Source organism: Lysobacter niastensis (assembly GCF_015453285.1).
Classification (GTDB): domain Bacteria; phylum Pseudomonadota; class Gammaproteobacteria; order Xanthomonadales; family Xanthomonadaceae; genus Lysobacter_J; species Lysobacter_J niastensis.
On sequence record NZ_JADLZT010000010.1, the window covers coordinates 24,853 to 44,094 of the forward strand.

Annotated in this window: 20 protein-coding genes; 16 read left to right on the forward strand and 4 right to left on the reverse strand. The window is 68.8% G+C overall.

Annotated elements, in window-relative coordinates:
• Positions 1-41: 41 nt before the first annotated feature.
• Genes IU514_RS16190 through IU514_RS16200 form a run of 3 tightly spaced genes read left to right on the forward strand, consistent with a single transcriptional unit; the run spans position 42 to position 3,720 of the window.
• The gene (locus IU514_RS16190; protein WP_194932186.1) at positions 42-1,481 is read left to right on the forward strand and encodes a M28 family peptidase; all 1,440 of its coding nucleotides are present in this window, start codon (positions 42-44) and stop codon (positions 1,479-1,481) included.
• 11 nt (positions 1,482-1,492) lie between these two features.
• The gene (locus tag IU514_RS16195) at positions 1,493-3,226 is read left to right on the forward strand and encodes an EAL domain-containing protein (RefSeq protein WP_194932187.1); all 1,734 of its coding nucleotides are present in this window, start codon (positions 1,493-1,495) and stop codon (positions 3,224-3,226) included.
• A 14-nt stretch (positions 3,227-3,240) separates the two neighbouring features.
• The gene (locus IU514_RS16200) at positions 3,241-3,720 is read left to right on the forward strand and encodes a DUF6714 family protein (protein WP_194932188.1); all 480 of its coding nucleotides are present in this window, start codon (positions 3,241-3,243) and stop codon (positions 3,718-3,720) included.
• Here IU514_RS16200 and IU514_RS16205 read toward each other — a convergent pair.
• The 4 genes from IU514_RS16205 to IU514_RS16220 form a co-directional block, all read right to left on the reverse strand.
• On the reverse strand, positions 3,717-4,955 hold the full coding sequence (locus IU514_RS16205; RefSeq protein ID WP_194932189.1) for an ATP-binding protein: 1,239 nt from the start codon (positions 4,953-4,955) through the stop codon (positions 3,717-3,719). The genes IU514_RS16200 and IU514_RS16205 overlap by 4 nt on opposite strands.
• Positions 4,952-5,287 carry a flagellar protein FlgN gene (locus IU514_RS16210; protein WP_194932190.1) on the reverse strand — a complete coding sequence of 112 codons (336 nt, stop codon included), beginning with the start codon at positions 5,285-5,287 and terminating at the stop codon, positions 4,952-4,954. The genes IU514_RS16205 and IU514_RS16210 overlap by 4 nt, the downstream gene beginning before the upstream one ends.
• Complete coding sequence (flgM, locus tag IU514_RS16215) at positions 5,284-5,598, reverse strand: flagellar biosynthesis anti-sigma factor FlgM (RefSeq protein WP_194932191.1); 315 nt, start codon at positions 5,596-5,598, stop codon at positions 5,284-5,286. The genes IU514_RS16210 and flgM overlap by 4 nt, the downstream gene beginning before the upstream one ends.
• Before the next feature lie 79 nt (positions 5,599-5,677).
• Positions 5,678-6,235, reverse strand: a complete 558-nt coding sequence (locus IU514_RS16220) for a flagella basal body P-ring formation protein FlgA (protein ID WP_228760802.1) — start codon at positions 6,233-6,235, stop codon at positions 5,678-5,680.
• A 123-nt stretch (positions 6,236-6,358) separates the two neighbouring features.
• On the opposite strand from IU514_RS16220, the gene IU514_RS16225 reads away from it, so the two are divergent.
• The 13 genes from IU514_RS16225 to IU514_RS16285 all read left to right on the forward strand — a co-directional run bounded on the left by IU514_RS16225 (position 6,359) and on the right by IU514_RS16285 (position 19,143).
• On the forward strand, positions 6,359-7,279 hold the full coding sequence (locus IU514_RS16225; RefSeq protein WP_194932192.1) for a chemotaxis protein: 921 nt from the start codon (positions 6,359-6,361) through the stop codon (positions 7,277-7,279).
• 67 nt (positions 7,280-7,346) lie between these two features.
• Complete coding sequence (gene flgB, locus IU514_RS16230; protein ID WP_194932193.1) at positions 7,347-7,709, forward strand: flagellar basal body rod protein FlgB; 363 nt, start codon at positions 7,347-7,349, stop codon at positions 7,707-7,709.
• A 25-nt stretch (positions 7,710-7,734) separates the two neighbouring features.
• A complete protein-coding gene (flgC, locus tag IU514_RS16235; RefSeq protein ID WP_194932194.1) occupies positions 7,735-8,142 on the forward strand; it encodes a flagellar basal body rod protein FlgC in 408 nt (135 codons plus the stop codon).
• Positions 8,143-8,144: 2 nt separating this feature from the next.
• Positions 8,145-8,801: a flagellar hook assembly protein FlgD gene (locus IU514_RS16240; protein WP_194932195.1), complete on the forward strand. Its 657-nt coding sequence runs from the start codon at positions 8,145-8,147 to the stop codon at positions 8,799-8,801.
• Positions 8,802-8,842: 41 nt separating this feature from the next.
• A complete protein-coding gene (gene flgE / locus IU514_RS16245; protein WP_194932196.1) occupies positions 8,843-10,063 on the forward strand; it encodes a flagellar hook protein FlgE in 1,221 nt (406 codons plus the stop codon).
• Positions 10,064-10,094: 31 nt separating this feature from the next.
• The gene (locus tag IU514_RS16250; RefSeq protein ID WP_194932197.1) at positions 10,095-10,841 is read left to right on the forward strand and encodes a flagellar basal body rod protein FlgF; all 747 of its coding nucleotides are present in this window, start codon (positions 10,095-10,097) and stop codon (positions 10,839-10,841) included.
• 28 nt (positions 10,842-10,869) lie between these two features.
• The gene (gene flgG / locus IU514_RS16255; protein ID WP_194932198.1) at positions 10,870-11,655 is read left to right on the forward strand and encodes a flagellar basal-body rod protein FlgG; all 786 of its coding nucleotides are present in this window, start codon (positions 10,870-10,872) and stop codon (positions 11,653-11,655) included.
• A 38-nt stretch (positions 11,656-11,693) separates the two neighbouring features.
• Positions 11,694-12,380, forward strand: coding sequence for a flagellar basal body L-ring protein FlgH (flgH, locus tag IU514_RS16260; protein WP_194932298.1), 687 nt, complete (start codon positions 11,694-11,696; stop codon positions 12,378-12,380).
• 207 nt (positions 12,381-12,587) lie between these two features.
• Positions 12,588-13,667 carry a flagellar basal body P-ring protein FlgI gene (locus IU514_RS16265; protein ID WP_194932199.1) on the forward strand — a complete coding sequence of 360 codons (1,080 nt, stop codon included), beginning with the start codon at positions 12,588-12,590 and terminating at the stop codon, positions 13,665-13,667.
• Positions 13,668-13,692: 25 nt separating this feature from the next.
• On the forward strand, positions 13,693-14,655 hold the full coding sequence (gene flgJ / locus IU514_RS16270; RefSeq protein ID WP_194932200.1) for a flagellar assembly peptidoglycan hydrolase FlgJ: 963 nt from the start codon (positions 13,693-13,695) through the stop codon (positions 14,653-14,655).
• 3 nt (positions 14,656-14,658) lie between these two features.
• Positions 14,659-16,539 carry a flagellar hook-associated protein FlgK gene (gene flgK, locus IU514_RS16275; RefSeq protein ID WP_228760803.1) on the forward strand — a complete coding sequence of 627 codons (1,881 nt, stop codon included), beginning with the start codon at positions 14,659-14,661 and terminating at the stop codon, positions 16,537-16,539.
• A gap of 14 nt (positions 16,540-16,553) precedes the next feature.
• Complete coding sequence (gene flgL, locus IU514_RS16280; RefSeq protein WP_194932201.1) at positions 16,554-17,759, forward strand: flagellar hook-associated protein FlgL; 1,206 nt, start codon at positions 16,554-16,556, stop codon at positions 17,757-17,759.
• Positions 17,760-18,006: 247 nt separating this feature from the next.
• The gene (locus tag IU514_RS16285; protein WP_228760804.1) at positions 18,007-19,143 is read left to right on the forward strand and encodes a flagellin; all 1,137 of its coding nucleotides are present in this window, start codon (positions 18,007-18,009) and stop codon (positions 19,141-19,143) included.
• Positions 19,144-19,242: the final 99 nt, after the last annotated feature.

Sequence of the window (19,242 nt, forward strand, 5' to 3'; positions counted from 1 at the left end):
CCCTCGCGGCTTCGTTTTTTTTGCCCAGGGGATTCGTCGTAATGCGCGCAATGCTGTCGGTGGCCATCGCCACCCTGCTGTCCGGAGCCGTGCTGTCTGGTTCCGCTTTCGCCGCCGATGCCGCCAAGCGCGAAACCCGAATCCCCGACCAGGCCATGGCCACCGCGGCCAAACTGCGCGAGACCGCCCTCGCCAGCGACCTGGGCTACCGCATCACCGAATCCCTGACCACCGAGGTCGGTCCGCGCCTGGCCGGCAGCGAAGCCGACGCGCGCGCCGTCGCCTGGGCACAGGCCAAGTTCAAGGAGCTGGGCTTCGACAAGGTCTGGATCGAGCCGGTCACCTTCCCCAAGTGGGAGCGCCGCAGCGAAAGCGCGCAGGTGCTCGGCGCCAGCACGCAGCCGCTGCGTCTGACCGCGCTGGGCGGAAGCCCGGCCGGCACGGTCGAAGCCGAGGTCGTCCGCTTCGCCGACCTGGCCGCGCTGGAAGCCGCCGCGCCGGGCTCGCTGGCCGGCAAGATCGCCTTCATCGACTACCGGATGGAGCGCGCCCGCGACGGCGCCGGCTACGGCCCCGGTGGCAAGGTGCGCAGCCGCGGCCCGTCGGCGGCGATCCGCGGCGGCGCCGCAGGCTACCTGATGCGCTCGGCCGGTACCGACTCGCATCGCATGCCGCACACCGGCATCACCCGCTTCGACGAAGGCCTGACCCCGATCCCGTCGGCCGCGCTGGCCGTGCCCGACGCCGACCAGCTCGCTCGCCTGCTCGCGCGCGGCCCGGTCAAGGTGCGCATGGCGCTGGACTGCGGCTGGGACGGCACCTACACCTCGCACAATGTCATTGGCGAGATCCGCGGCAGCAAGAAGCCCGACGAAGTCGTGCTGATCGGTGGCCACCTCGATTCGTGGGACCTGGGCACCGGCGCGATCGACGACGGCGCCGGCGTCGGCCTGACGATGGCGGCCGCGCGCCTGATCGGCGACCTCAAGCAGCGTCCGGCGCGCACGATCCGCGTGGTCGCATTCGCCAACGAGGAGCAGGGCCTGCACGGCGGCAAGGCCTACGCGGCCAAACACCAGCCGAACCTCAAGCAGCACCAGATCGGCGCCGAGAGCGACTTCGGCGCGGGCCGCATCTACGCCTATTCCAGCTCCGCACCCGAACATGCGAAGGCTGCCGATGCGCAGATCGCGCAGGCGCTGGCACCGCTGGGCATCGAGTACACGCCGGGCAAGGGCGGCGCGGGTCCGGACATCGGCCCGTTCGCGGAGAAGGGCCTGGCCTGGGCGCGTCTGGCGCAGGACGGCACCGACTACTTCGACCTGCACCACACGCCGGACGACACCTTCGATAAGATCGACCCGCAGGCATTGGCGCAGAACGTGGCCGCCTATGCCGTGTTCGCCTACCTGGCCGCGTCGGCCGAGGGCGATTTCGGCAGCCAGCCGGCGGCCGCTTCCACCACCCCCGTCGGGAAATAGTCCGCAGCTACATGTCGCAGCGATATGAGGAGTTTGGTGATATCGCTGTAGACCCGATCACGGGCCTGCATCGTCTTGGCGCGAACGGCCCGAGCCTGGCCACCGCGATCGCGGTGGCCGGCGCAACCAAGCGCCGCATCGCCCTGCTGCACATCGACGTGGACATGTTCCGGTCGATCAACACCAACATGGGCGAGACCGTCGGCGACCAGGCCTTGGCGGCGGTGGCGCAACGCTTGCGCCACGCGGTGCCGCGCGATGGTTGGATCTGGCGGCTGGGCAGCGACGAGTTCGTCGCCGGCATCGGCTACCGCCCGGGCGAGCTCGACGGCGCTGGCCTGGCCGAGCGCCTGCGCGATGCGTTCGAGATGCCGCTGTCGATCCCGCCCTACACGCTGCCGGTAACGCTGTCGATCGGCATCGCCGTGTTCCCCGACCATGCGCCCGATGCCGCCACGCTGCTGGCCAAGGCCGAGGAAGCGTTGCGCCGGGTCAAGCAGGAAGGCCTCAACAGCGTCGGTCTGTATTCGGAACGCATCGAGCGCAGCGCGCCCAACGATGGCTTCGCGCAGCGCTTCGCCGAGGCCATCGACAACGAAGAGTTCCGCCTGTTCTACCAGCCGCTGGTCAACGCCAACGACGGCGGACTGAGCGGCTTCGCCGCGCTGCTGCGCTGGCAGACCGATCGCGGCCTGCTGCGACCGAGCCAGTTCCTGGAGATCGTCAACCGCGTCGGACTCTCGGCGCGGCTGGGTGCGTGGGTGGTCGAGGCCGCGACGCGGCAGCTCGCGCAGTGGCGAGCGCAGGGGCTGGATTACCTGTCGACGTCGGTGCACCTCGACGGCGCGCTGTTGGCGCAGCGCGACTGCGTCGACCGCATCGGCGAACTGCTGCACCGCTACGACGTGCCGGCGCGCGCGATCGAGTTCGAGATTCCGGAAAGCGCACTGGCCAGCGAGGCGCACCGCATACGCGACACGCTGGCGGGCCTGCGCACGCTCGGCGTGGCACTGACCGTGCAGGACTTCGGCCTGGGCGGACTGAGCTTCGCATCGCTGGCGCAATACCCGCTGGATCGCCTGAAGATCGACCGCAGCTTCATCCGCAACGTGTCCAGCGACCCGCGCAGTGCGGCGATCGTGCGCGGCATCATCGCGATGGGCCACCAGCTCGGCATGAAAGTGATCGCCAAGGGCGTGGAGAACGAGGCCGAACTCGGCTTCCTGCGCCGCAACCATTGCGACTTCTTCCAGGGTTATCTGTTCAGTCCGTCGCTGCCGGCCGAACAGCTCGGCGACCTGGTGCGCAAGCGCTTCCTGCTGCCGAGCGCGTTCGCGGCGACCCGGCCTGAACGCACGCTGCTGCTGGTCGACGACGAGGAGAACGTGCTGCGTTCGCTGGTGCGACTGTTCCGCCGCGACGGCTACCAGATCCTCACCGCCAACAGCGTCAGCGAGGCCTTCGACCTGCTCGCCAGCAACAGCGCGCAGGTGATCCTGTCGGACCAGCGCATGGCCGACATGAGCGGCACCGAGTTCCTCACCCGCGTACGCGACCTGTATCCCGACACGATCCGCATCGTGCTGTCGGGCTATACCGACCTTGCGACGATCACCGACGCGATCAATCGCGGCGCGATCTACCGTTTCCTGACCAAGCCCTGGAACGACGAGGAGCTGCGCGAACACATCCTCGATGCGTTCCGCGCGCACGAGCGGCGTGCGGCGGGCGAGACGGGTTACTAGCGACGGGGCGCATCATGGACGACCTTGCTCCGATTCCAGGCGATGCCTTCGAGAACTTGCCCAGCCGGCCACCGATGTCATTGCGCGCAGGCAATGCCGTGGACAGTTATGAGACGGCTCCCGACTTCGACGCGGAACTCGACCGGGTTACGCCGGAGTATCTGGAGCAGAACTTCTGGGGCGTCGCGCACCTGGACGCAGTCTCGTGGCAGTACTACCTGCCCATCCTGATGGCCCACGCGCTCCGCAACATCCGGAACCCGGGATCGATGGCGGTGGATGCGTTCCTCGCTTCCCTGCGTCCACCGGACCGGGATCCACCGCGCTTTGCCGCGCTGACGCCTGCACAGGAGCAGGCGGTCGCCCGGATGCTCGACATCCTGGCCTTCCAGGAGGACTCCGCCTGGAAGGAAGCCGCGATGATCGCGCTCGAAGAATATTGGGCGCCCGGCGCCATCTACCGTGACGGCGCCAGGCAGTCGCGGGTGGACTAGCTTCGCGACAGCTGCGGCTGCGCGATCGGCAGCACCACGCGGAACAGGCTGCCCGCGCCGGGTCGGCTGCTGACCTCGATGCGGCCGTGGTGCTTGGCGACGATGCGGTACGCGATTGCGAGGCCGAGGCCGGTGCCGCGGCCGATCGGCTTGGTCGTGTAGAACGGTTCGAAGATGCGCTGCAGCGCTTCATCGGGAATGCCGCAGCCGTCGTCGGCCACGCTCACCCAGACCTCGTCGCCTTCCACGCCCATCGCCAGCGTGATGGTGCCGCGGTCGGAGATCGCCTGCCCGGCGTTGATCAGCAGGTTCATGAAGACCTGGTTGATCTCCGACAGGTGGCATTCCACCAGCGGCAGGTCGGCGTAGTGGCGCTCCACGCGCGTTTTGTACTTGAGGTCGTTCCAGACGATGTTGAGCGTGGATTCCAGGCCCTTGCGCAGGTCCGAGGGCCGCATCGATTCGTCGCGGCCGATGTGCGAGAACTCCTTGAGATCCTGCACGATCTTGGTCACGCGCTCGATGCCTTCGCGCGACTCCTCCAGCAGTTTGGGTACGTCGCCGACGATGAAGTCGACGTCCAGGCGCTCGCGCAGCGTGCGCAGCGAATCGCGACGGCCGGCCGGGTCGTCGGACGCGATCGCGTCGGCGTAGCCGTCGACCAGCGTCAGCAGCGCGTCGACGTATTCCTGCAGCGTGCCCAGGTTGGAGTGCACGTAGCCGATGGGGTTGTTGATCTCGTGCGCGACACCGGCGGCGAGCTGACCGATGGAGGCCATCTTTTCCGACTGGAGCAGCTGCTCCTGCGCGCTGGCCAGGCGCAGGTACGTGCTCTGCAGCTCGTCGTGGCGACGCTGCAGTTCCGACTCGCGGGAACTGCGCGCCGACACGTCGTAGATCACCACGTAGCGGCGCAACGCGCCTTCGTGCATGCCGGCGCAGGCGACGAACTCCAGCACCATCGACGAATCCTGCACGACGACTTCGGCCGTGCCGCGGCCGTCGCGCTCGGCTTCGTCCCAGGTGTGTCGCGGCAACAGGCGCAGCAGCTCCGCCGGACCCGCACCGCGATGCGGCCAGGCCTTTTCGGCCAGCGCATGCGCGGAAGGATTGGCGTAGCAGACGCCGCCATCATCGTCGAGCAGGATCGCCGAAGCGGTGATGCGCGACGTTGCCCAGGCCAGTTCGTGGCCCCAGGACTGGCGGCGGCTGTCAGTGCAGTCTGTTTCGTTCATCCGACTCCCAGACAGCGCGCCTGCAAACGGGCGCCGGACTGTCCGGAGGCATCGTACATGGTGTCGGCTTCGATCCGGCCGAGGTGGCGCAACGACCAGCTCACTTCGCGGCGCCGGCGTGCCAGCAACGCGCCGTTGGCCCGGTTCATCTCGCTCAGCGCGTTGACTCGCTCGCCCGCCGCGGCTTCCGCCGGCAGCGATTGCGCATGGCGGATCGCTTCGAGCTTGGCCTGCGTGGAGCGCAGCAGCGCGTCGACGTCGTGCGCCAGCAGCGCATTGCGCTCGTCGTGAAGCGCCTGCTCCAGCGCGTCGAGCGGATGCACGGCGCTCACTTCGCCAGTTCGCTTTCCAGTGCGAGCAGGCGGTTGGCGATTTCCTGCGCGTTGATGCGGTAGCTGCCGTCGGCGAGTGAGGCGCGGATGCTGTTGACCTTCGCCACGTCGATGCCGGCGGGGGCGGCACCGAGTTCGCGCTCCAGGGCCTGCAGTCCGGTGGCGTCGCCGGTCAGGCGCATCTGGTCGGCGGGCGCGGTAGCGCCAACTGGCTGGGAACGTTCGCTGCCCGCGCGCTGCACGGGCGCATTGGCCGCCGCATCCACCGGACGCAGGGCGGGCGACAGCGCGCCGTCGATTTTCTGGGTCATGGCTGGCTCCTGGAAAACTCGTTCGGGCTTGGTAACGGCCGCGTTCGGGGAAACTTGAAGGAAGAAAACGCGACCGGCTTCACAAGGCCACCTCGACGAGTCCGGCACCGACCAGTCTGCCGCGGATGATACGGTGCGAGCCGAGGTTCTCCACGGTCACGCTGCCGCCCTCGCGGGCGGGCCCGAGCGCTCGGCCACTCATCCGCACCTCGACGCCACCGGCGCGCGAGACCAGCACCACCGGATCGCCGCGCTGAAGGGATGCCCCAGCCGCGGCATCGCCCGGGGCGGCGTCGCCGCCCTGCCCGGTCTGCGGCATCGTTCCGCGCTGGGGCGTCGCACCACGCACTGGCACGTAAAGCTGCCAGCCCGGTGCATCGTCGCAATGCACCCGCACGATCCGCGGGCTGGTCGCGACCGCACGCAATGGCTGCCCGCACTGCGGCATGCGCAGTTGCGAGTCGACCGCGGCATCGCCTGCGGAGCCCACTCCCAGTGCCGCGACCGCGGCTTCACGGATGCTGGCCGGTGTCTGGAACGAACCCGCGCACGCGCTCGGCACGGCCAGGCACAGCAGCGCCGCCACGGCGTAATGCCGCGGCAGCATCGGGCGTCGTGCTTGGCGAAGCAGGCGCATGGCGCGCTCCATGGGAGGGTCGCCCGCTTCGCTGCAAGCTCCGTGCCGCGTTCGGCCTGCCCATCGCGACCCATCGCGACCTTTCGCGCTCAAGGACCATGGCGCGCGGCCGACAACCTCGCCATGAGTCAGGATCTGCTCGACCGCATCGACCAACGCACCCGTCTGGCCGGCCACAACCGGCTGGCCCTGTTGCTGTTCCGGCTGGGCTCGCGTCAGCTTTTTGGCGTCAACGTGTTCAAGGTGCAGGAAGTGCTGCCGCGCCCGCCGCTGTTCACGCTGCCGCACCTGCCGCCGGCCTTCAGCGGCGCCGCCGACGTGCGTGGGCGCAGCATCCCGGTGCTGGACCTGGCCCGCGCCATCGGCCACGGCCACGACCCGCAGCCGCCGTACCTGGTGGTCACCGAGTTCAATCGCTCGGTGCAGGGCTTCCTCGTGTCGGCGGTCGACCGCATCGTCAACATCGCCGTCGAGGACATCCATCCGCCGCCGGAGCACGGCGCGGACCACCACTACCTGACCGGCGTCACCCGCCACCACGGCGAGCTGATCCAGCTGATCGATGTGGAGAGCGTGCTGGCCGAATCGGCCCCGCGCATCAGCGACGCCGACCAGATCGCGCCGCTGGCGGCGCCGTCCGGAAAGGCACCGCGTGAGGTATTGGTGGTTGACGATTCGCGCGTGGCGCGCAACCAGATCCGTTCGGTGCTGGAGCAGCTCGGCCTCGGCGCGACGCTGCTCTCCGACGGCCGCCAGGCCCTGGAGCACCTGCAGCAGATGGTCCAGGGCGGCGTGGCACCGGGCGACCGTTACGCCATGGTCATTTCCGACATCGAGATGCCGGCGATGGATGGATACACCCTGACGACGGAAATCCGGCGCGACCCGGCCCTGCGCGGGATGTTCGTGTTGCTGCACACCTCGCTGTCGGGCGTGTTCAACCAGGCCATGGTCGAGCGCGTGGGCGCCGACGACTTCGTGCCGAAGTACTCCGAGCACGAGCTGGCGCAGCGCATCTCGGCGCGGGTGATGGCGCTGCAGTAGGCGTCTGGGAGCGCCTCTGGCACAGCCCTTGCCTTGCCCTCCGGGAACCCGCTCCCCCGGAGGCGACATGTCGGACTTCCTTGGCATCCACGGCACCGCGCTCGCGCTTCGCGAGCAGCGCCTGCAGGTGCTGGCCGCCAACCTGGCCAACGCCGACACGCCGAACTACCAGGCGCAGGACCTGGACTTCGCCGGCGCGCTGCAGGCGGCGCTGCAACCCGGAACGGCCGCCACCGGCGACCCGATCGACGCCGCCGCGCAAGGTGCGCGTTATCAACGCCCCAGCACCCAGCCCAGCCTCGACGGCAACACTGTCGACGGCGAACGCGAGCACGCCGCCTTCGCCCAGGCCGCGCTCGAGTACCGCGCCTCGATGTCGTTCGTCGAATCGAAAGTGCGCTCGATGCTGACCGCGATCACCGGCCAGTAATAGCGGCCCAATAGGAGTTTCGCGCATGAGCAACCTGCCCATCTTCGACGTCGCCGGCTCGGCGATGAACGCGCAATCGGTGCGGCTGAGCACGATCGCCAGCAACCTCGCCAATGCCGACTCGGTCTCCGGCAATCCCGACGCCGTGTACCGCGCCAGGCAGCCGGTGTTCAGTGCCGAAGTCGTCGGCAGCGATCCGTCGCTGGCCGGCGTGCGCGTGGCGCAGGTGCGCGAAAGCGAGGCTGCGCCGCTCAAGCGCTACGAACCCGGACACCCGCTCGCCGACGAGCAGGGCTACGTCTATGCGCCCGACATCGATCCGGTCGCGCAGATGGTCGACCTGATCTCGGCCTCGCGCAGCTACCAGGCCAATGTCGAGGTGTTCAACACCGCTAAGGAATTGGCCATCTCCACTCTCGGCATGGGACGCTGATCATGAGCACCGTCAACACCGACAACACCTTCAGCAACTTCGGCGCGGCCGCGCAGTCGGCACGCAAGGAAAACCTCGGCCAGGCCGATTTCCTGAAGCTGATGACCGAGCAGCTCAAGCACCAGGACCCGCTCAAGCCGCTCGACAACAACCAGTTCCTCGGCCAGCTCGCGCAGTTCTCCACCGTGCAGGGCATCGAATCGATGCAGGGCGCGATGAACGCGATGGCCAGCGTGATGGAGTCCGACCAGACTCTGCGCGCCGCCGCGCTGGTCGGGCGCAATGCCCTGATCGAAGCCAGCGAAGTGCAGCTCGCCGCAGGCGCCACGCTCACCGGCGAAGTCACCGCGCCCGCGGCAGGCCCGGTGCAGATCGAGATCGTCGATGCCTCCGGCGCCGTCGTGCGCAAGCAAATCGTGCAGGCCGACGCCAAGGGCACGCTCGATTGGCAATGGGACGGCCGCGACGATGCCGGCAAGCCCATCGCGGCAGGAAATTACGAAGTTCGTGCGATCGCCGGCACGGGCGACGACGCGGAAGCGCTGGAAGTGCGCCTGTCCACGCGCGTGGACAGCGTCTCGATCGGGCCCACCGGCCTGGAGCTCAACCTTTCCGGAGTCGGCAGCCATCCGCTGTCGTCGATCCGCCGCATCAGCTGACCGTCGCAGCAGCGACTGAAGACAGACCAGGAGTCCCTCGCATGAGTTTCCGCATCTCGCTCAGTGGCATGAACGCGGCCACGGCCGACCTCAACGTCACCTCCAACAACATCGCCAACTCCAACACCACCGGCTTCAAGCAGTCGCGCGCCGAGTTCGGCGACGTGTTCCCGGTGTCCAACTACGGTCTCTCGCGCAACGCCATCGGCGCCGGCGTCAAGCTGAGCCAGGTCGCGCAGCAGTTCGGCCAGGGCAACATCGAGTTCACCGGCAAGGCGCTGGACATCGCGATCAGCGGCCAGGGCTTCTTCACCCTCTCCAACCAGGGTTCGATGGTCTATTCGCGCGCCGGCAACTTCAGCCCCGACCGCGAGAACTACGTCGTCAACCCGGCGGGGCAGCGCCTGCAGGTGTTCCTGCCCAACCCATCCGGCAATGGCTTCGACACCGGACGCCTGAGCGACCTGCGCCTGGCCAACGGCGACTCGCCGCCGCGCGCGACCGGCCTGGTCGAAGTCGGCACCAACCTGCCCACCAACGCCACTCCTCCGACGGTGACACCGTTCAATGCCGCCGATCCGGACACCTACACGCACACCACGTCGCTGACGGTGTACGACTCGCTCGGCGCGGCGCACACGCAGTCGATGTACTTCGTGAAGACCGCCAATCCGAACGAATGGCAGGTGCACGTCGCCGTCGACGGCAATGCGGTCGGCGGCCCGACGACGCTGCAGTACACCAACACCGGCGCGCTGCAGACGCCCGCCAACGGCCAGATCGCCTTGCCCGCCTACGCGACCACCAACGGTTCGGCTCCGCTGAACCTGACGCTGGATCTGGCCGGCTCCACCCAGTACGGCGAGAAGTTCAGCGTGTCGTCGCTGGTGCAGGACGGCCACGCGACCGGCCGCCTGACCGGCGTGGAAGTGTCGGCGGAAGGCATCGTCAATGCGCGCTACACCAACGGCGTGTCGACGCCGCTGGGCCAGCTGGCGCTGACCAACTTCTCCAATCCAGGCGGACTGCAGCCGCTGGGCGACAACGGCTGGGCCGAGACGATCGATTCGGGCGCGGCACGTCGCGGTTATGCGGGTTCCTCGGAGCTCGGCCAGGTGCAGGGCGGCGCGCTGGAAGCCTCCAACGTCGACCTCACCGAACAGCTGGTCAACATGATCACCGCGCAGCGCAACTTCCAGGCGAACGCGCAGATGATCCAGACCCAGGATCAGGTCACGCAGACCGTGATCAACATCCGCTGATGTTGACCACGGATAACGCCGGGACGCCGCCATGACCGACCGCGCGCTCTATATCGCCATGACCGGCGCCAGCGCCACGCTGAAGACGCAGGCCTCGGTCTCGCACAACCTCGCCAATGCCGACACCGTCGGTTTCCAGGCCACGCTGAGCGGCACCGTCGCCGCGCCGGTGAGCGGTGCCGGACATGCCTCGCGCGTGGCGGCCTCGCATCAGACGCTCGGCATCAGCGGTGCGCGCGGTGCGTTGATCAACACCGGCAACCCGCTCGATGTCGCCCTCGATCCGGACCGCTGGCTGGCGGTGCAGGACGAGCGCGGCGGCGTCGCCTACACGCGCGCGGGCGACCTCAAGCTCAGCCCCAATGGCGTGCTGACCACGGCCAGCGGCCGCCCGGTGCTCGGCACCGACGGCGCGCCGATGACGATCCCGCCGCACCAGTCGCTCGACATAGGCGGCGACGGCACGATCTCGGTCGTGCCGCAGGGTCAGCCGGCTTCGACGATGACCCAGGCTGGTCGCCTGCAGATCGTCAGCGCCTCGACCAAGGATCTGGTGCGCGGCGACGACGGCCTTATGCGCGCCGCGCCCGGAAAAGAACCCGCACCGGCCGCCGGCAAGGTGCTGACCGGCGCCGTGGTTGAGGACAGCAACGTCGAAGCGACCTCGATGCTGGTGTCGATGATCCAGCTCGCGCGCCAGTTCGAAATGCAGGTACGCGTCTTGCAGAGCGGAGACGAGAACGCACGCTCCGCCAACTCCCTGCTCTCTTCGCGCTGACGAATCAGCGCCTCACTGAGGAAACGCCATGACCCAGGCTCTGTGGATCGCCAAAACCGGCCTCGACGCGCAGCAGACGCGCATGGCGGTGATTTCCAACAACCTCGCCAACACCAACACCACCGGCTTCAAGCGCGACCGCGCCAGCTTCGAGGACCTGCTCTACCAGACCGTGCGCCAACCCGGCGGCGCGACCTCCGAGCAGACACAGCTGCCGACCGGCCTGAGCACCGGCACCGGCGTGCGTGTCGCGGCCACCGCCAAGGAATTCTCCCAGGGCAACCTCGCGCAGACCGGCAACGCGCTCGATGTGGCCATCGACGGCCGCGGCTTCTTCGAAGTGCTGATGCCCGACGGCAGCACCGCCTACACGCGCGACGGCAACTTCAAGACCGGCCCGCAGGGCGAGCTCGTCACCAACGCCGGCTACGCGGTGCAGCCCGGCATCCAGCTGCCGGAAGGCGTGCAGGGCATCACCATCGGCGCCGACGGCACCGTCAGCGTGAGGGTGGCGGGACAGTCCGACTCGGTGCAGATCGGCGCGTTGACGCTGGCCGACTTCGTCAATCCGGCCGGTCTGCAGGCGATCGGCGGCAACCTGTATGTCGAGACCGGCGCCAGCGGCCCGGCGCAGAGCGGTTCGCCTTCGCAGGGCGGCCTCGGCCGGCTGGCACAGGGCTCGCTGGAAGGCTCCAACGTGAATGTCGTCGAAGAACTGGTGTCGATGATCGAGACGCAGCGCGCGTACGAGACCAACGCCAAGGCGATCTCGACCACCGACTCGATGCTCGGCTTTCTCAACAACAACCTGTGAGCACGGCCATGCTCCTGCGCACCACGTCCCTGCGCATCATGTTCCTGCACACCGGTGCCGCTTCCGTCGTCATGCTCGCGCTCGGCGGCTGCGCCGCGCTGGTCGGCGACGTGCGTCCCTACGAGCCGCTGGCGCCGATGCCGGCGCCTGTCGTGGTTGCGCCATCCGGCGGCGCCAGCGAAGGTTCGATCTATCCCGGCAGCCGCGCCCTGCGCCTCTTCGAGGACAACAAGGCGCGCGAAGTCGGCGATCTCGTCACCATCGTGCTGGTCGAGAGCACCAACGCGCGCACCCAGGCCAATACGTCGGTCACCAAGGACAGCACCATCGACATGGCGGCTCCCACGATCGCCGGCGTGCCGATCACCTATAACGGCAACAACCTGCTGCAGGCTTCGGTCGAGGGCTCGCGCGATTTCGAAGGCGCGGGCAACAGCACGCAGAGCAACCGCCTCGACGGTTCGGTGACGGCCACGGTCGTGCAGAACCTCGGCAACGGCAACCTTCTGGTCCGCGGCGAGAAGCGCCTGCGCCTGAACCAGGGGGACGAACTGGTGCAGGTTCAAGGAATCGTCCGCGTCGCCGATATCGGTCCCGACAACCGCATAGCGTCCGACCGCGTCGGCGATGCGCGCATCGTCTATGGCGGGCGCGGCACGCTGGCCCGCTCCAACGCGATGGGCTGGCTGGGACGCTTCTTCAATTCGGCTGTTTATCCCTACTGAGGTGGCGTCGTGAAATCCCTGACCGATCTCGCACGCACCTGGCTCGCAACATCCCGGCGATCTGACACCGTTCGTCCTGAGCGTAGCGCTCCAGCGCGGAGTCGAAGGGCGAGCGAACCTGCAGCGCATCCGGCCCGTCCATCCTTCGACTCCGGCACTGCGTGCCTACGCTCAGGACGAACGGTATTTCTTTCCGCCGTCGGTGCGATGTTCGTTCTGTTCGCCACCGGTGCCATCACCCCCGCCCACGCCGAGCGCATCAAGGACCTCGCGCAGGTGGCCGGCGTGCGCGGAAATCCGCTGGTGGGCTACGGTCTCGTCGTCGGCCTCGACGGAAGCGGCGACCGCACCAGCCAGACGCCGTTCACCGTGCAGAGCCTGAAGACGATGCTCGACCAGCTCGGCGTCAGCATTCCGCCGGGCGTGAACCCGCAGCTGAAGAACGTCGCCGCGGTCGCCATCCACGCCGAGCTTCCGCCTTATTCCAAGCCTGGCCAGAGCATCGACGTCACCGTGTCCTCGATCGGCAACGCTGGTTCGCTGCGCGGGGGCAGCCTGTTGATGGCGCCGCTGCGCGGTGCCGACGGCGAGGTGTACGCGATCGCCCAGGGCAACCTGGTCGTGTCGGGTTTCGGTGCCTCCGGCAAGGACGGTTCGCGCATCTCGGTCAATGTTCCCAACAGCGGCAGCATTCCCAACGGCGCCATCGTCGAGCGCGCCGTCGCCGGTGCAGCGCCCGCGGGCAACGTCACGCTGAACCTGCACGAGGCCGATTTCACCACGGCATCGCGCATCGTCTCGGCCATCGACGGCGCGTTCGGCAACGGCCGCGCGCATGCGGTCGACGCCGTCACCATCGAAGTGATGCCGCCGGCCGGCATGGATCGCGTCGGTTTCCTGGCACGGCTGGAATCGCTGGACGTCGCACCGGGCACGTCGGCAGCCAAGGTCATCGTTAACTCGCGCACCGGCACGGTGGTGATGGGTGGCCAGGTCGACGTGCTGCCGGCGGCGGTTTCGCACGGCTCGCTGACCGTGTCGATCACCGAGAACGCGCAGGTCAGCCAGCCGGCGCCGTTCGGCGACGGCCGTTCCGTGGTGACGCAGCAGTCGAGCATCGAAGCCAGCCAGGATGGCGGCCGCATGTTCCTGTTCCAGGGCGGCACGTCGCTGGAGGCCATCGTGCGCGCGGTTAACGCGGTCGGCGCCGCGCCGGGCGACATCGTCGCGATCCTGGAAGCGCTCAAGCGCGCCGGTGCGCTGCGTGCGGAGCTCGAGGTGATCTAGGCACGCGTCTTGCCTTGAACTACACATGCGTCTCCCCTCCGCCACCGCCATCCCGCTCGCGCCTTCGAACGACACGCCACGTTCGCGGATCGAGACGGCTGCGCGCGAGCTGGAGGCGCAGTTCGCGCAGATGCTGCTGAAGTCGATGCGCAGAGCGAGCTTCGGCGACCCGCTGATGGGCGACAGCACCTATCGCGACATGTACGACCAGCAACTGTCGCGCGAGCTGACCAAGGGACGCGGACTCGGGTTGGCACCGATGATCGTGCGCCAGCTCGAAGGCCGCACGTCATCCTCAGCAACTGCCGGTCCGCAGGACGGCTCGATGCCACTGCCCTCGCCCGCCGGAGCGGGGACCGTGCTTCCGCTACAAGCGCCTGCCGGCGCACTGCCACTGGCACCCAGCGACAACGGCGTTTCGCTGCCGGCCGCTGCACTGCCTCACATGCCGGTGACATCGGCGCAGCAGGCTTGCCCGCCCGACGCTCCACTCGACTGCAGCAGCCCCGAAGCCTTCGTGCGATCGATCTGGCCGCACGCCCAGCGCACGGCCGAGGAACTCGGCGTTTCGCCCAAGGCGCTGGTCGCGCAGGCCGCGCTGGAGACCGGCTGGGGCCGCCGCCTCGTCGGACATGGCGAGACGACGTCGCACAACCTGTTCGGCATCAAGGCGGGATCGCGCTGGCAGGGCGCGCGCGTCAACGCGGGCACGCACGAGTTCGTCGATGGCGTGCGCCGCGCCGAGCGCGCCGACTTCCGTGCGTATGACTCGGCCGGCGAGAGCTTCGCCGACTACGCGCAGTTGCTCGGCCATCCGCGCTATGCCGCGGCGCGCGCCGCGGGGCAGGACACGCATCGCTTCGCGCAGGCACTGCAGGGCGCCGGCTACGCCACCGATCCGGCGTACGCAGACAAGATCAACGCCATCGCCAATGGCCCCACCCTCCACCGCGCGCTCGCCGACCTCGGCGGCGCAGAACGGGGATAACCCATGACGGGAATGCTTTCGACCGGTAGCTCGGCCCTGCTCGCCTTCCAGCGCGCACTGTCGACCGTCGGCCACAACGTCGCCAACGCCGCCACGCCCGGTTACAGCCGCCAGCGCGTCGACCTGGTCGCGAGACCCGGCATCGATCGCGGCGCCGGCGCCATCGGCACGGGCGTGGACGTGCAAGCGCTGCAGCGCCTTGCCGACAGCCTCGTGTTCGCTCGGCAGATCGACAGCAGCGGCGAAGTCGGGCGCCTGCAGCAGCTCTCCGATTCCGCGAGCCGCGTCGACAAGCTGCTGTCCGACAGTGCCAGTGGATTGTCCGGGCCGTGGTCGGCGTTCTTCGGCGCCGTGGAAGGCGTGGTGTCGGCGCCGACCTCGCAGGTCGCGCGCTCGCAGCTGCTCGACAGCGCGCGCCAGCTGACCTCGCGCTGGCAGTCGATCGACGGCCAGCTCGCGCGCATGGAAAGCGACACCAACGCCGACCTGAAGGCGCACGTCGAGTCCGCCAACCAGCTCGCCAACGAGATCGCCAACCTCAACCGCGACATCGTCGGCGCCGGCAGCAATGCCTCGCCGGACCTGATCGACCAGCGCGCGCTGCGCATCAACAAGCTCGCTGCGCTGGTCGGCGTCACCGCGGTCGAGCAGGACAACGGCGCGATCAACCTCTTCACCACCGGCGGCCAGCCCCTGGTGCTGAACCAGCGCGCGATGGGCCTGGCGACCACGCAGGATCCGTACCGCTCCGACCGCCTGCAGCTCGCCGTGCAGGGCGCACAGGGACCGGTGCCGCTGCCGGCCGGCACGGTATCGGGCGAGATCGGCGGCCTGCTGGAGTTCCGCAGCCGCGTGCTCGATCCGTCGCGCGCCGAACTCGGCCGCCTCGCCACCGCGTTCGCGCAGAGCTTCAACGCCACGCAACGCGCGGGTGTCGACTACAACGGCAATCCCGGCGCGGATGTGTTCTCGATTCCGCCGCCGCGCACCTCCGCGCACTCCGGCAATACCGGCACGGCGACGCTGTCGGCGAGCATCGCCGACCTCGGCCAGCTCACCGGCCAGGACGTGGTGCTGCGCTTCGACGGCACCGCCTGGAACGCGACGCGCGCCGGCAGCGGCGAAGCCGTGCCGATCACCGGCACCGGCAACGCCGCCGATCCGCTGCGCGTCGGTGGTGTCTCTCTGGTCGTCGGCGGCACGCCCGCCAGCGGCGACCGCTTCATGCTGCAGCCGACGGCCGCAGCCGCCGCCAACATCCGCGTGTCGATGACCGATCCCAACGGCATCGCCGCCGCGCAGCCGATCCAGTCCACCATCGACGAGGCCAACCTCGGCAACGCCAAGCCGGGCGCGACCAGGGTGACCGATCCCATCGCGTTCGCCAGCTTCGCCGGCGCGACGATCGATTTCATCGACGCCAACCAGTACACGATCGATGGCGCCGGCCCGTTCGGCTACACGCCCGGCACCCCGATCGCCGGCAACGGCTGGTCATTGTCGTTGGAAGGCACGCCCGCTGCCGGGGACAGCTTCACGCTCGCGCGCACGCCGCCGCGCTCCAGCGACAACGCCAACGCGCGCCTGCTGGCCGCGATCGACGACAACCCGGTGCTTGCCGGTGGCACGCTCGCCCTCACCACCGCGATGTCGCAGTTCAGCGGCAGCATCGGTTCGGAGGCGCGCCACGCCAAGCTGACCCTGGATGCGCAGACCGCGATCGACAAGCAGGTCGCGGCCGAGGTGGACTCGCTGTCGGGCGTCAACCTCGACGAGGAAGCCGCGAACCTGATGCGCTTCCAGCAGGCCTACCAGGCCGCCGCGCAGGTGATCAGCACGGCCGACACGATGTTCCAGACGCTGCTGTCGTCCGTGCGCCGCTGACCGGAGACGACCAGATGATGCGGGTTTCCACGAACGGGTTGTTCCTGCAGGGCCTCAACGCGATGCTGCAGCGCCAGCAGGAGCTTTCGCGCACGCAGCTCGAACTGGGCAGCAAGCAGAAGCTGCTGCAGGCCTCGGACGATCCCGCGGCCTGGGCGAGCGCACAGCGGCTCGACCATGCCGTCGCCAAGCTGGAGCAGTACGGCCGCAGCGGCGATACCGTCGAACACCGCCTGCGCCTGCAGGAAGAAGCCATGGCCGACAGCACCGCGGCGCTATCGCGCGCGGCCGAGCTGACCGTGCAAGGCAACAACGCGACGCTGTCGAGCGAGGAGCGCAAGCTGATCGCTGCCGAGTTGCGCAGCCTGCGCAGCGAACTGCTCGGCATCGCCAACCGCGACGACGGCACCGGCCGGCGGCTGTTCGCCGGCACGCGCGACGGCATCTCCCCGTTTTCCGAGAGCGGCGGCCAGGTGAGCTATGCCGGCGACGACGGCCGCAACCTGGTCGACGTCGGCCCCGATCTATCCGTCGCCGACACCGATCCTGGCAGCGCGATCTTCATGCGCGTGCGCACGGGCGACGGCGTCGTGCGCGGCAGCGCTGCTGCCGGCAACGGCGGCACCGGAATTTTGCAGTCGACGGCGCTGACCGACACCGCGGCGTGGAACGCAGCCGCATCGCCGCTGCAGGTGCAGTTCACCGCGGCCAATGCGTGGCAGGCGGTCGATGCCGGCGGCACGGTCGTGGCCAGCGGTGCCTACGCTTCGGGCCAGTCGATCACCGTGGCCGGCACGCGCTTCACGATCACCGGCGCACCGAACCCGGGCGACAGTTTCACGCTCGAGCACGCACCGACGCGCGACGTGTTCGCGACGCTCGACTCGATCGCCGATGCGCTGGAAGCACCGCTCGTGACCGACGCCGACCGCGCCCGCGCCAACAACGCGATCGGCGCGGCGATCGGCGACATCGCCACGGCGCAGACCCACTTCTCGGCAGTGCGCGCCGATACCGGCGCGCGCCTGTCCACGTTGGACAAGGCCGCCGATACGCGGGAAGCCTCGGACATCTCGTTGCAGGAAACGCTGTCGGGACTGCGCGACCTCGATTACGCCGAGGCGGCCTCGCGGCTGGCGATGCAGATGACCGCGCTCGACGCGGCCCAGCAGGTGATGTTGAAGACGCAGTCGCTATCGCTGTTCGACAAGATGCGGTGATGGGGGCGGGGCCTCACCTTCCCGGCGGATACGCACGGGGCGGAAGGAGGAAGACCGTCACGGAATGGATGTGCGTGGAGAAAGGGAAACGGGGACCAGGCGGCAAACGAAAAAAGGCCGCTAAAGCTTGACAACCCGGCGCCGTTATTCATCACAGCAGCGGCGCGGGCCCCAAAGCCAACACCCTGCGATAGCCGGCCCAGGCCCTTCGCGCCGCCGGGTTCCCACCTTCCAGGAGACCGCAATCATGCAAGTCATCAACACCAATACGATGTCGCTGAACGCCCAGCGCAACCTGTCGAGCTCGGGCGCCCAGCTGGCGACGAGCCTGCAACGCCTGTCGTCGGGCCTGCGCATCAACAGCGCCAAAGACGACGCCGCCGGCCTCGCCATCTCCGAGCGCTTCACCACCCAGATCCGCGGCCTCGACCAGGCGGCCCGCAATGCGAACGACGGCATCTCGCTGGCGCAGACCGCTGAAGGCGCCATGGGCGAGATCGGCAACAACCTGCAGCGTATCCGCGAGCTGGCCGTGCAGTCGCGCAACGCCACCAACTCCGCCACCGACCGCGCCGCGCTGAACGCCGAAGCGCAGCAGCTGAAGGCCGAGATCGACCGCGTCTCCTCGCAGACCAACTTCAACGGCGTGAAGCTGCTCGACGGCTCCTTCGCCAACCAGGTGTTCCAGGTCGGCGCCAACCAGGGCGAGACGATCACCGTCGGCGCGATCGTCGACGCCAGCTCGGCCAACCTCGGCACCTACAGCCGCGCTTCGGTCACCGGCGCCGCCGCCACCACCTTCACGGCGGTCACCGCAGGCGACCTGACCGTCAACGGCGTCTCGGTGGGCGGCATCGCCGCCGACACCTCGGCCACCGAACGCGCTGCCAGCGTCCGTACCGCGGTCAACTCGGTCTCCGACCAGACCGGCGTCTACGCGATCAACGACACCGCCACCACGGTCACGCTGGTCTCGACCACGGCCGACATCGCCGTCGCCCACGCCGGCGCTTCCTCGACCGCCGCGACGACCGGCCTGGCCGCAGCCACCACGACCCGCGTCGCCAACACCGGCTTCGGCACGCTCGACATCTCCACGACCGCTGGCGCCGACGCCGCGATGCAGTCGATGGATGCCGCGCTGTCGGCGATCAGCACCGCTCGCGCCAACATGGGTGCCGTGCAGAACCGCTTCAGCTCGGTCGTGTCGAACCTCTCGGGCACGTCGGAGAACCTGTCGGCTGCCCGCAGCCGAATCCAGGACACCGACTTCGCCAAGGAAACCGCGCAGTTGACCCGTAACCAGATCCTGCAGCAGGCCGGCACCGCGATGCTGGCGCAGGCCAACCAGGCTCCGCAGGGCGTGCTCAGCCTCCTGCGCTAAGCCCCACCCGCACCGGGCGCGACGTTTCGGCGTCACGCCCGGCGCTTTTTTTTGAAGAGGAACGCGATGAACACCACCCGCCATGACGCCAGGACCCGA

What these genes read in the sequence shown, in the direction of transcription:
- IU514_RS16190 (WP_194932186.1), top strand. Translation starts at nt 42, where the DNA reads ATGCGCGCAATGCTGTCGGTGGCCATCGCCACCCTGCTGTCCGGAGCC.
- IU514_RS16205 (WP_194932189.1), bottom strand. Translation starts at nt 4,955, where the DNA reads ATGAACGAAACAGACTGCACTGACAGCCGCCGCCAGTCCTGGGGCCAC.
- flgC (WP_194932194.1), top strand. Translation starts at nt 7,735, where the DNA reads ATGAGCAACCTGCCCATCTTCGACGTCGCCGGCTCGGCGATGAACGCG.
- flgM (WP_194932191.1), bottom strand. Translation starts at nt 5,598, where the DNA reads ATGACCCAGAAAATCGACGGCGCGCTGTCGCCCGCCCTGCGTCCGGTG.
- flgL (WP_194932201.1), top strand. Translation starts at nt 16,554, where the DNA reads ATGATGCGGGTTTCCACGAACGGGTTGTTCCTGCAGGGCCTCAACGCG.
- IU514_RS16265 (WP_194932199.1), top strand. Translation starts at nt 12,588, where the DNA reads ATGTTCGTTCTGTTCGCCACCGGTGCCATCACCCCCGCCCACGCCGAG.
- flgH (WP_194932298.1), top strand. Translation starts at nt 11,694, where the DNA reads ATGTTCCTGCACACCGGTGCCGCTTCCGTCGTCATGCTCGCGCTCGGC.
- IU514_RS16220 (WP_228760802.1), bottom strand. Translation starts at nt 6,235, where the DNA reads ATGCGCCTGCTTCGCCAAGCACGACGCCCGATGCTGCCGCGGCATTAC.
- IU514_RS16200 (WP_194932188.1), top strand. Translation starts at nt 3,241, where the DNA reads ATGGACGACCTTGCTCCGATTCCAGGCGATGCCTTCGAGAACTTGCCC.
- IU514_RS16225 (WP_194932192.1), top strand. Translation starts at nt 6,359, where the DNA reads ATGAGTCAGGATCTGCTCGACCGCATCGACCAACGCACCCGTCTGGCC.
- flgE (WP_194932196.1), top strand. Translation starts at nt 8,843, where the DNA reads ATGAGTTTCCGCATCTCGCTCAGTGGCATGAACGCGGCCACGGCCGAC.
- IU514_RS16285 (WP_228760804.1), top strand. Translation starts at nt 18,007, where the DNA reads ATGCAAGTCATCAACACCAATACGATGTCGCTGAACGCCCAGCGCAAC.
- flgB (WP_194932193.1), top strand. Translation starts at nt 7,347, where the DNA reads ATGTCGGACTTCCTTGGCATCCACGGCACCGCGCTCGCGCTTCGCGAG.
- IU514_RS16250 (WP_194932197.1), top strand. Translation starts at nt 10,095, where the DNA reads ATGACCGACCGCGCGCTCTATATCGCCATGACCGGCGCCAGCGCCACG.
- IU514_RS16240 (WP_194932195.1), top strand. Translation starts at nt 8,145, where the DNA reads ATGAGCACCGTCAACACCGACAACACCTTCAGCAACTTCGGCGCGGCC.
- IU514_RS16195 (WP_194932187.1), top strand. Translation starts at nt 1,493, where the DNA reads ATGTCGCAGCGATATGAGGAGTTTGGTGATATCGCTGTAGACCCGATC.
- flgG (WP_194932198.1), top strand. Translation starts at nt 10,870, where the DNA reads ATGACCCAGGCTCTGTGGATCGCCAAAACCGGCCTCGACGCGCAGCAG.
- flgK (WP_228760803.1), top strand. Translation starts at nt 14,659, where the DNA reads ATGACGGGAATGCTTTCGACCGGTAGCTCGGCCCTGCTCGCCTTCCAG.
- flgJ (WP_194932200.1), top strand. Translation starts at nt 13,693, where the DNA reads ATGCGTCTCCCCTCCGCCACCGCCATCCCGCTCGCGCCTTCGAACGAC.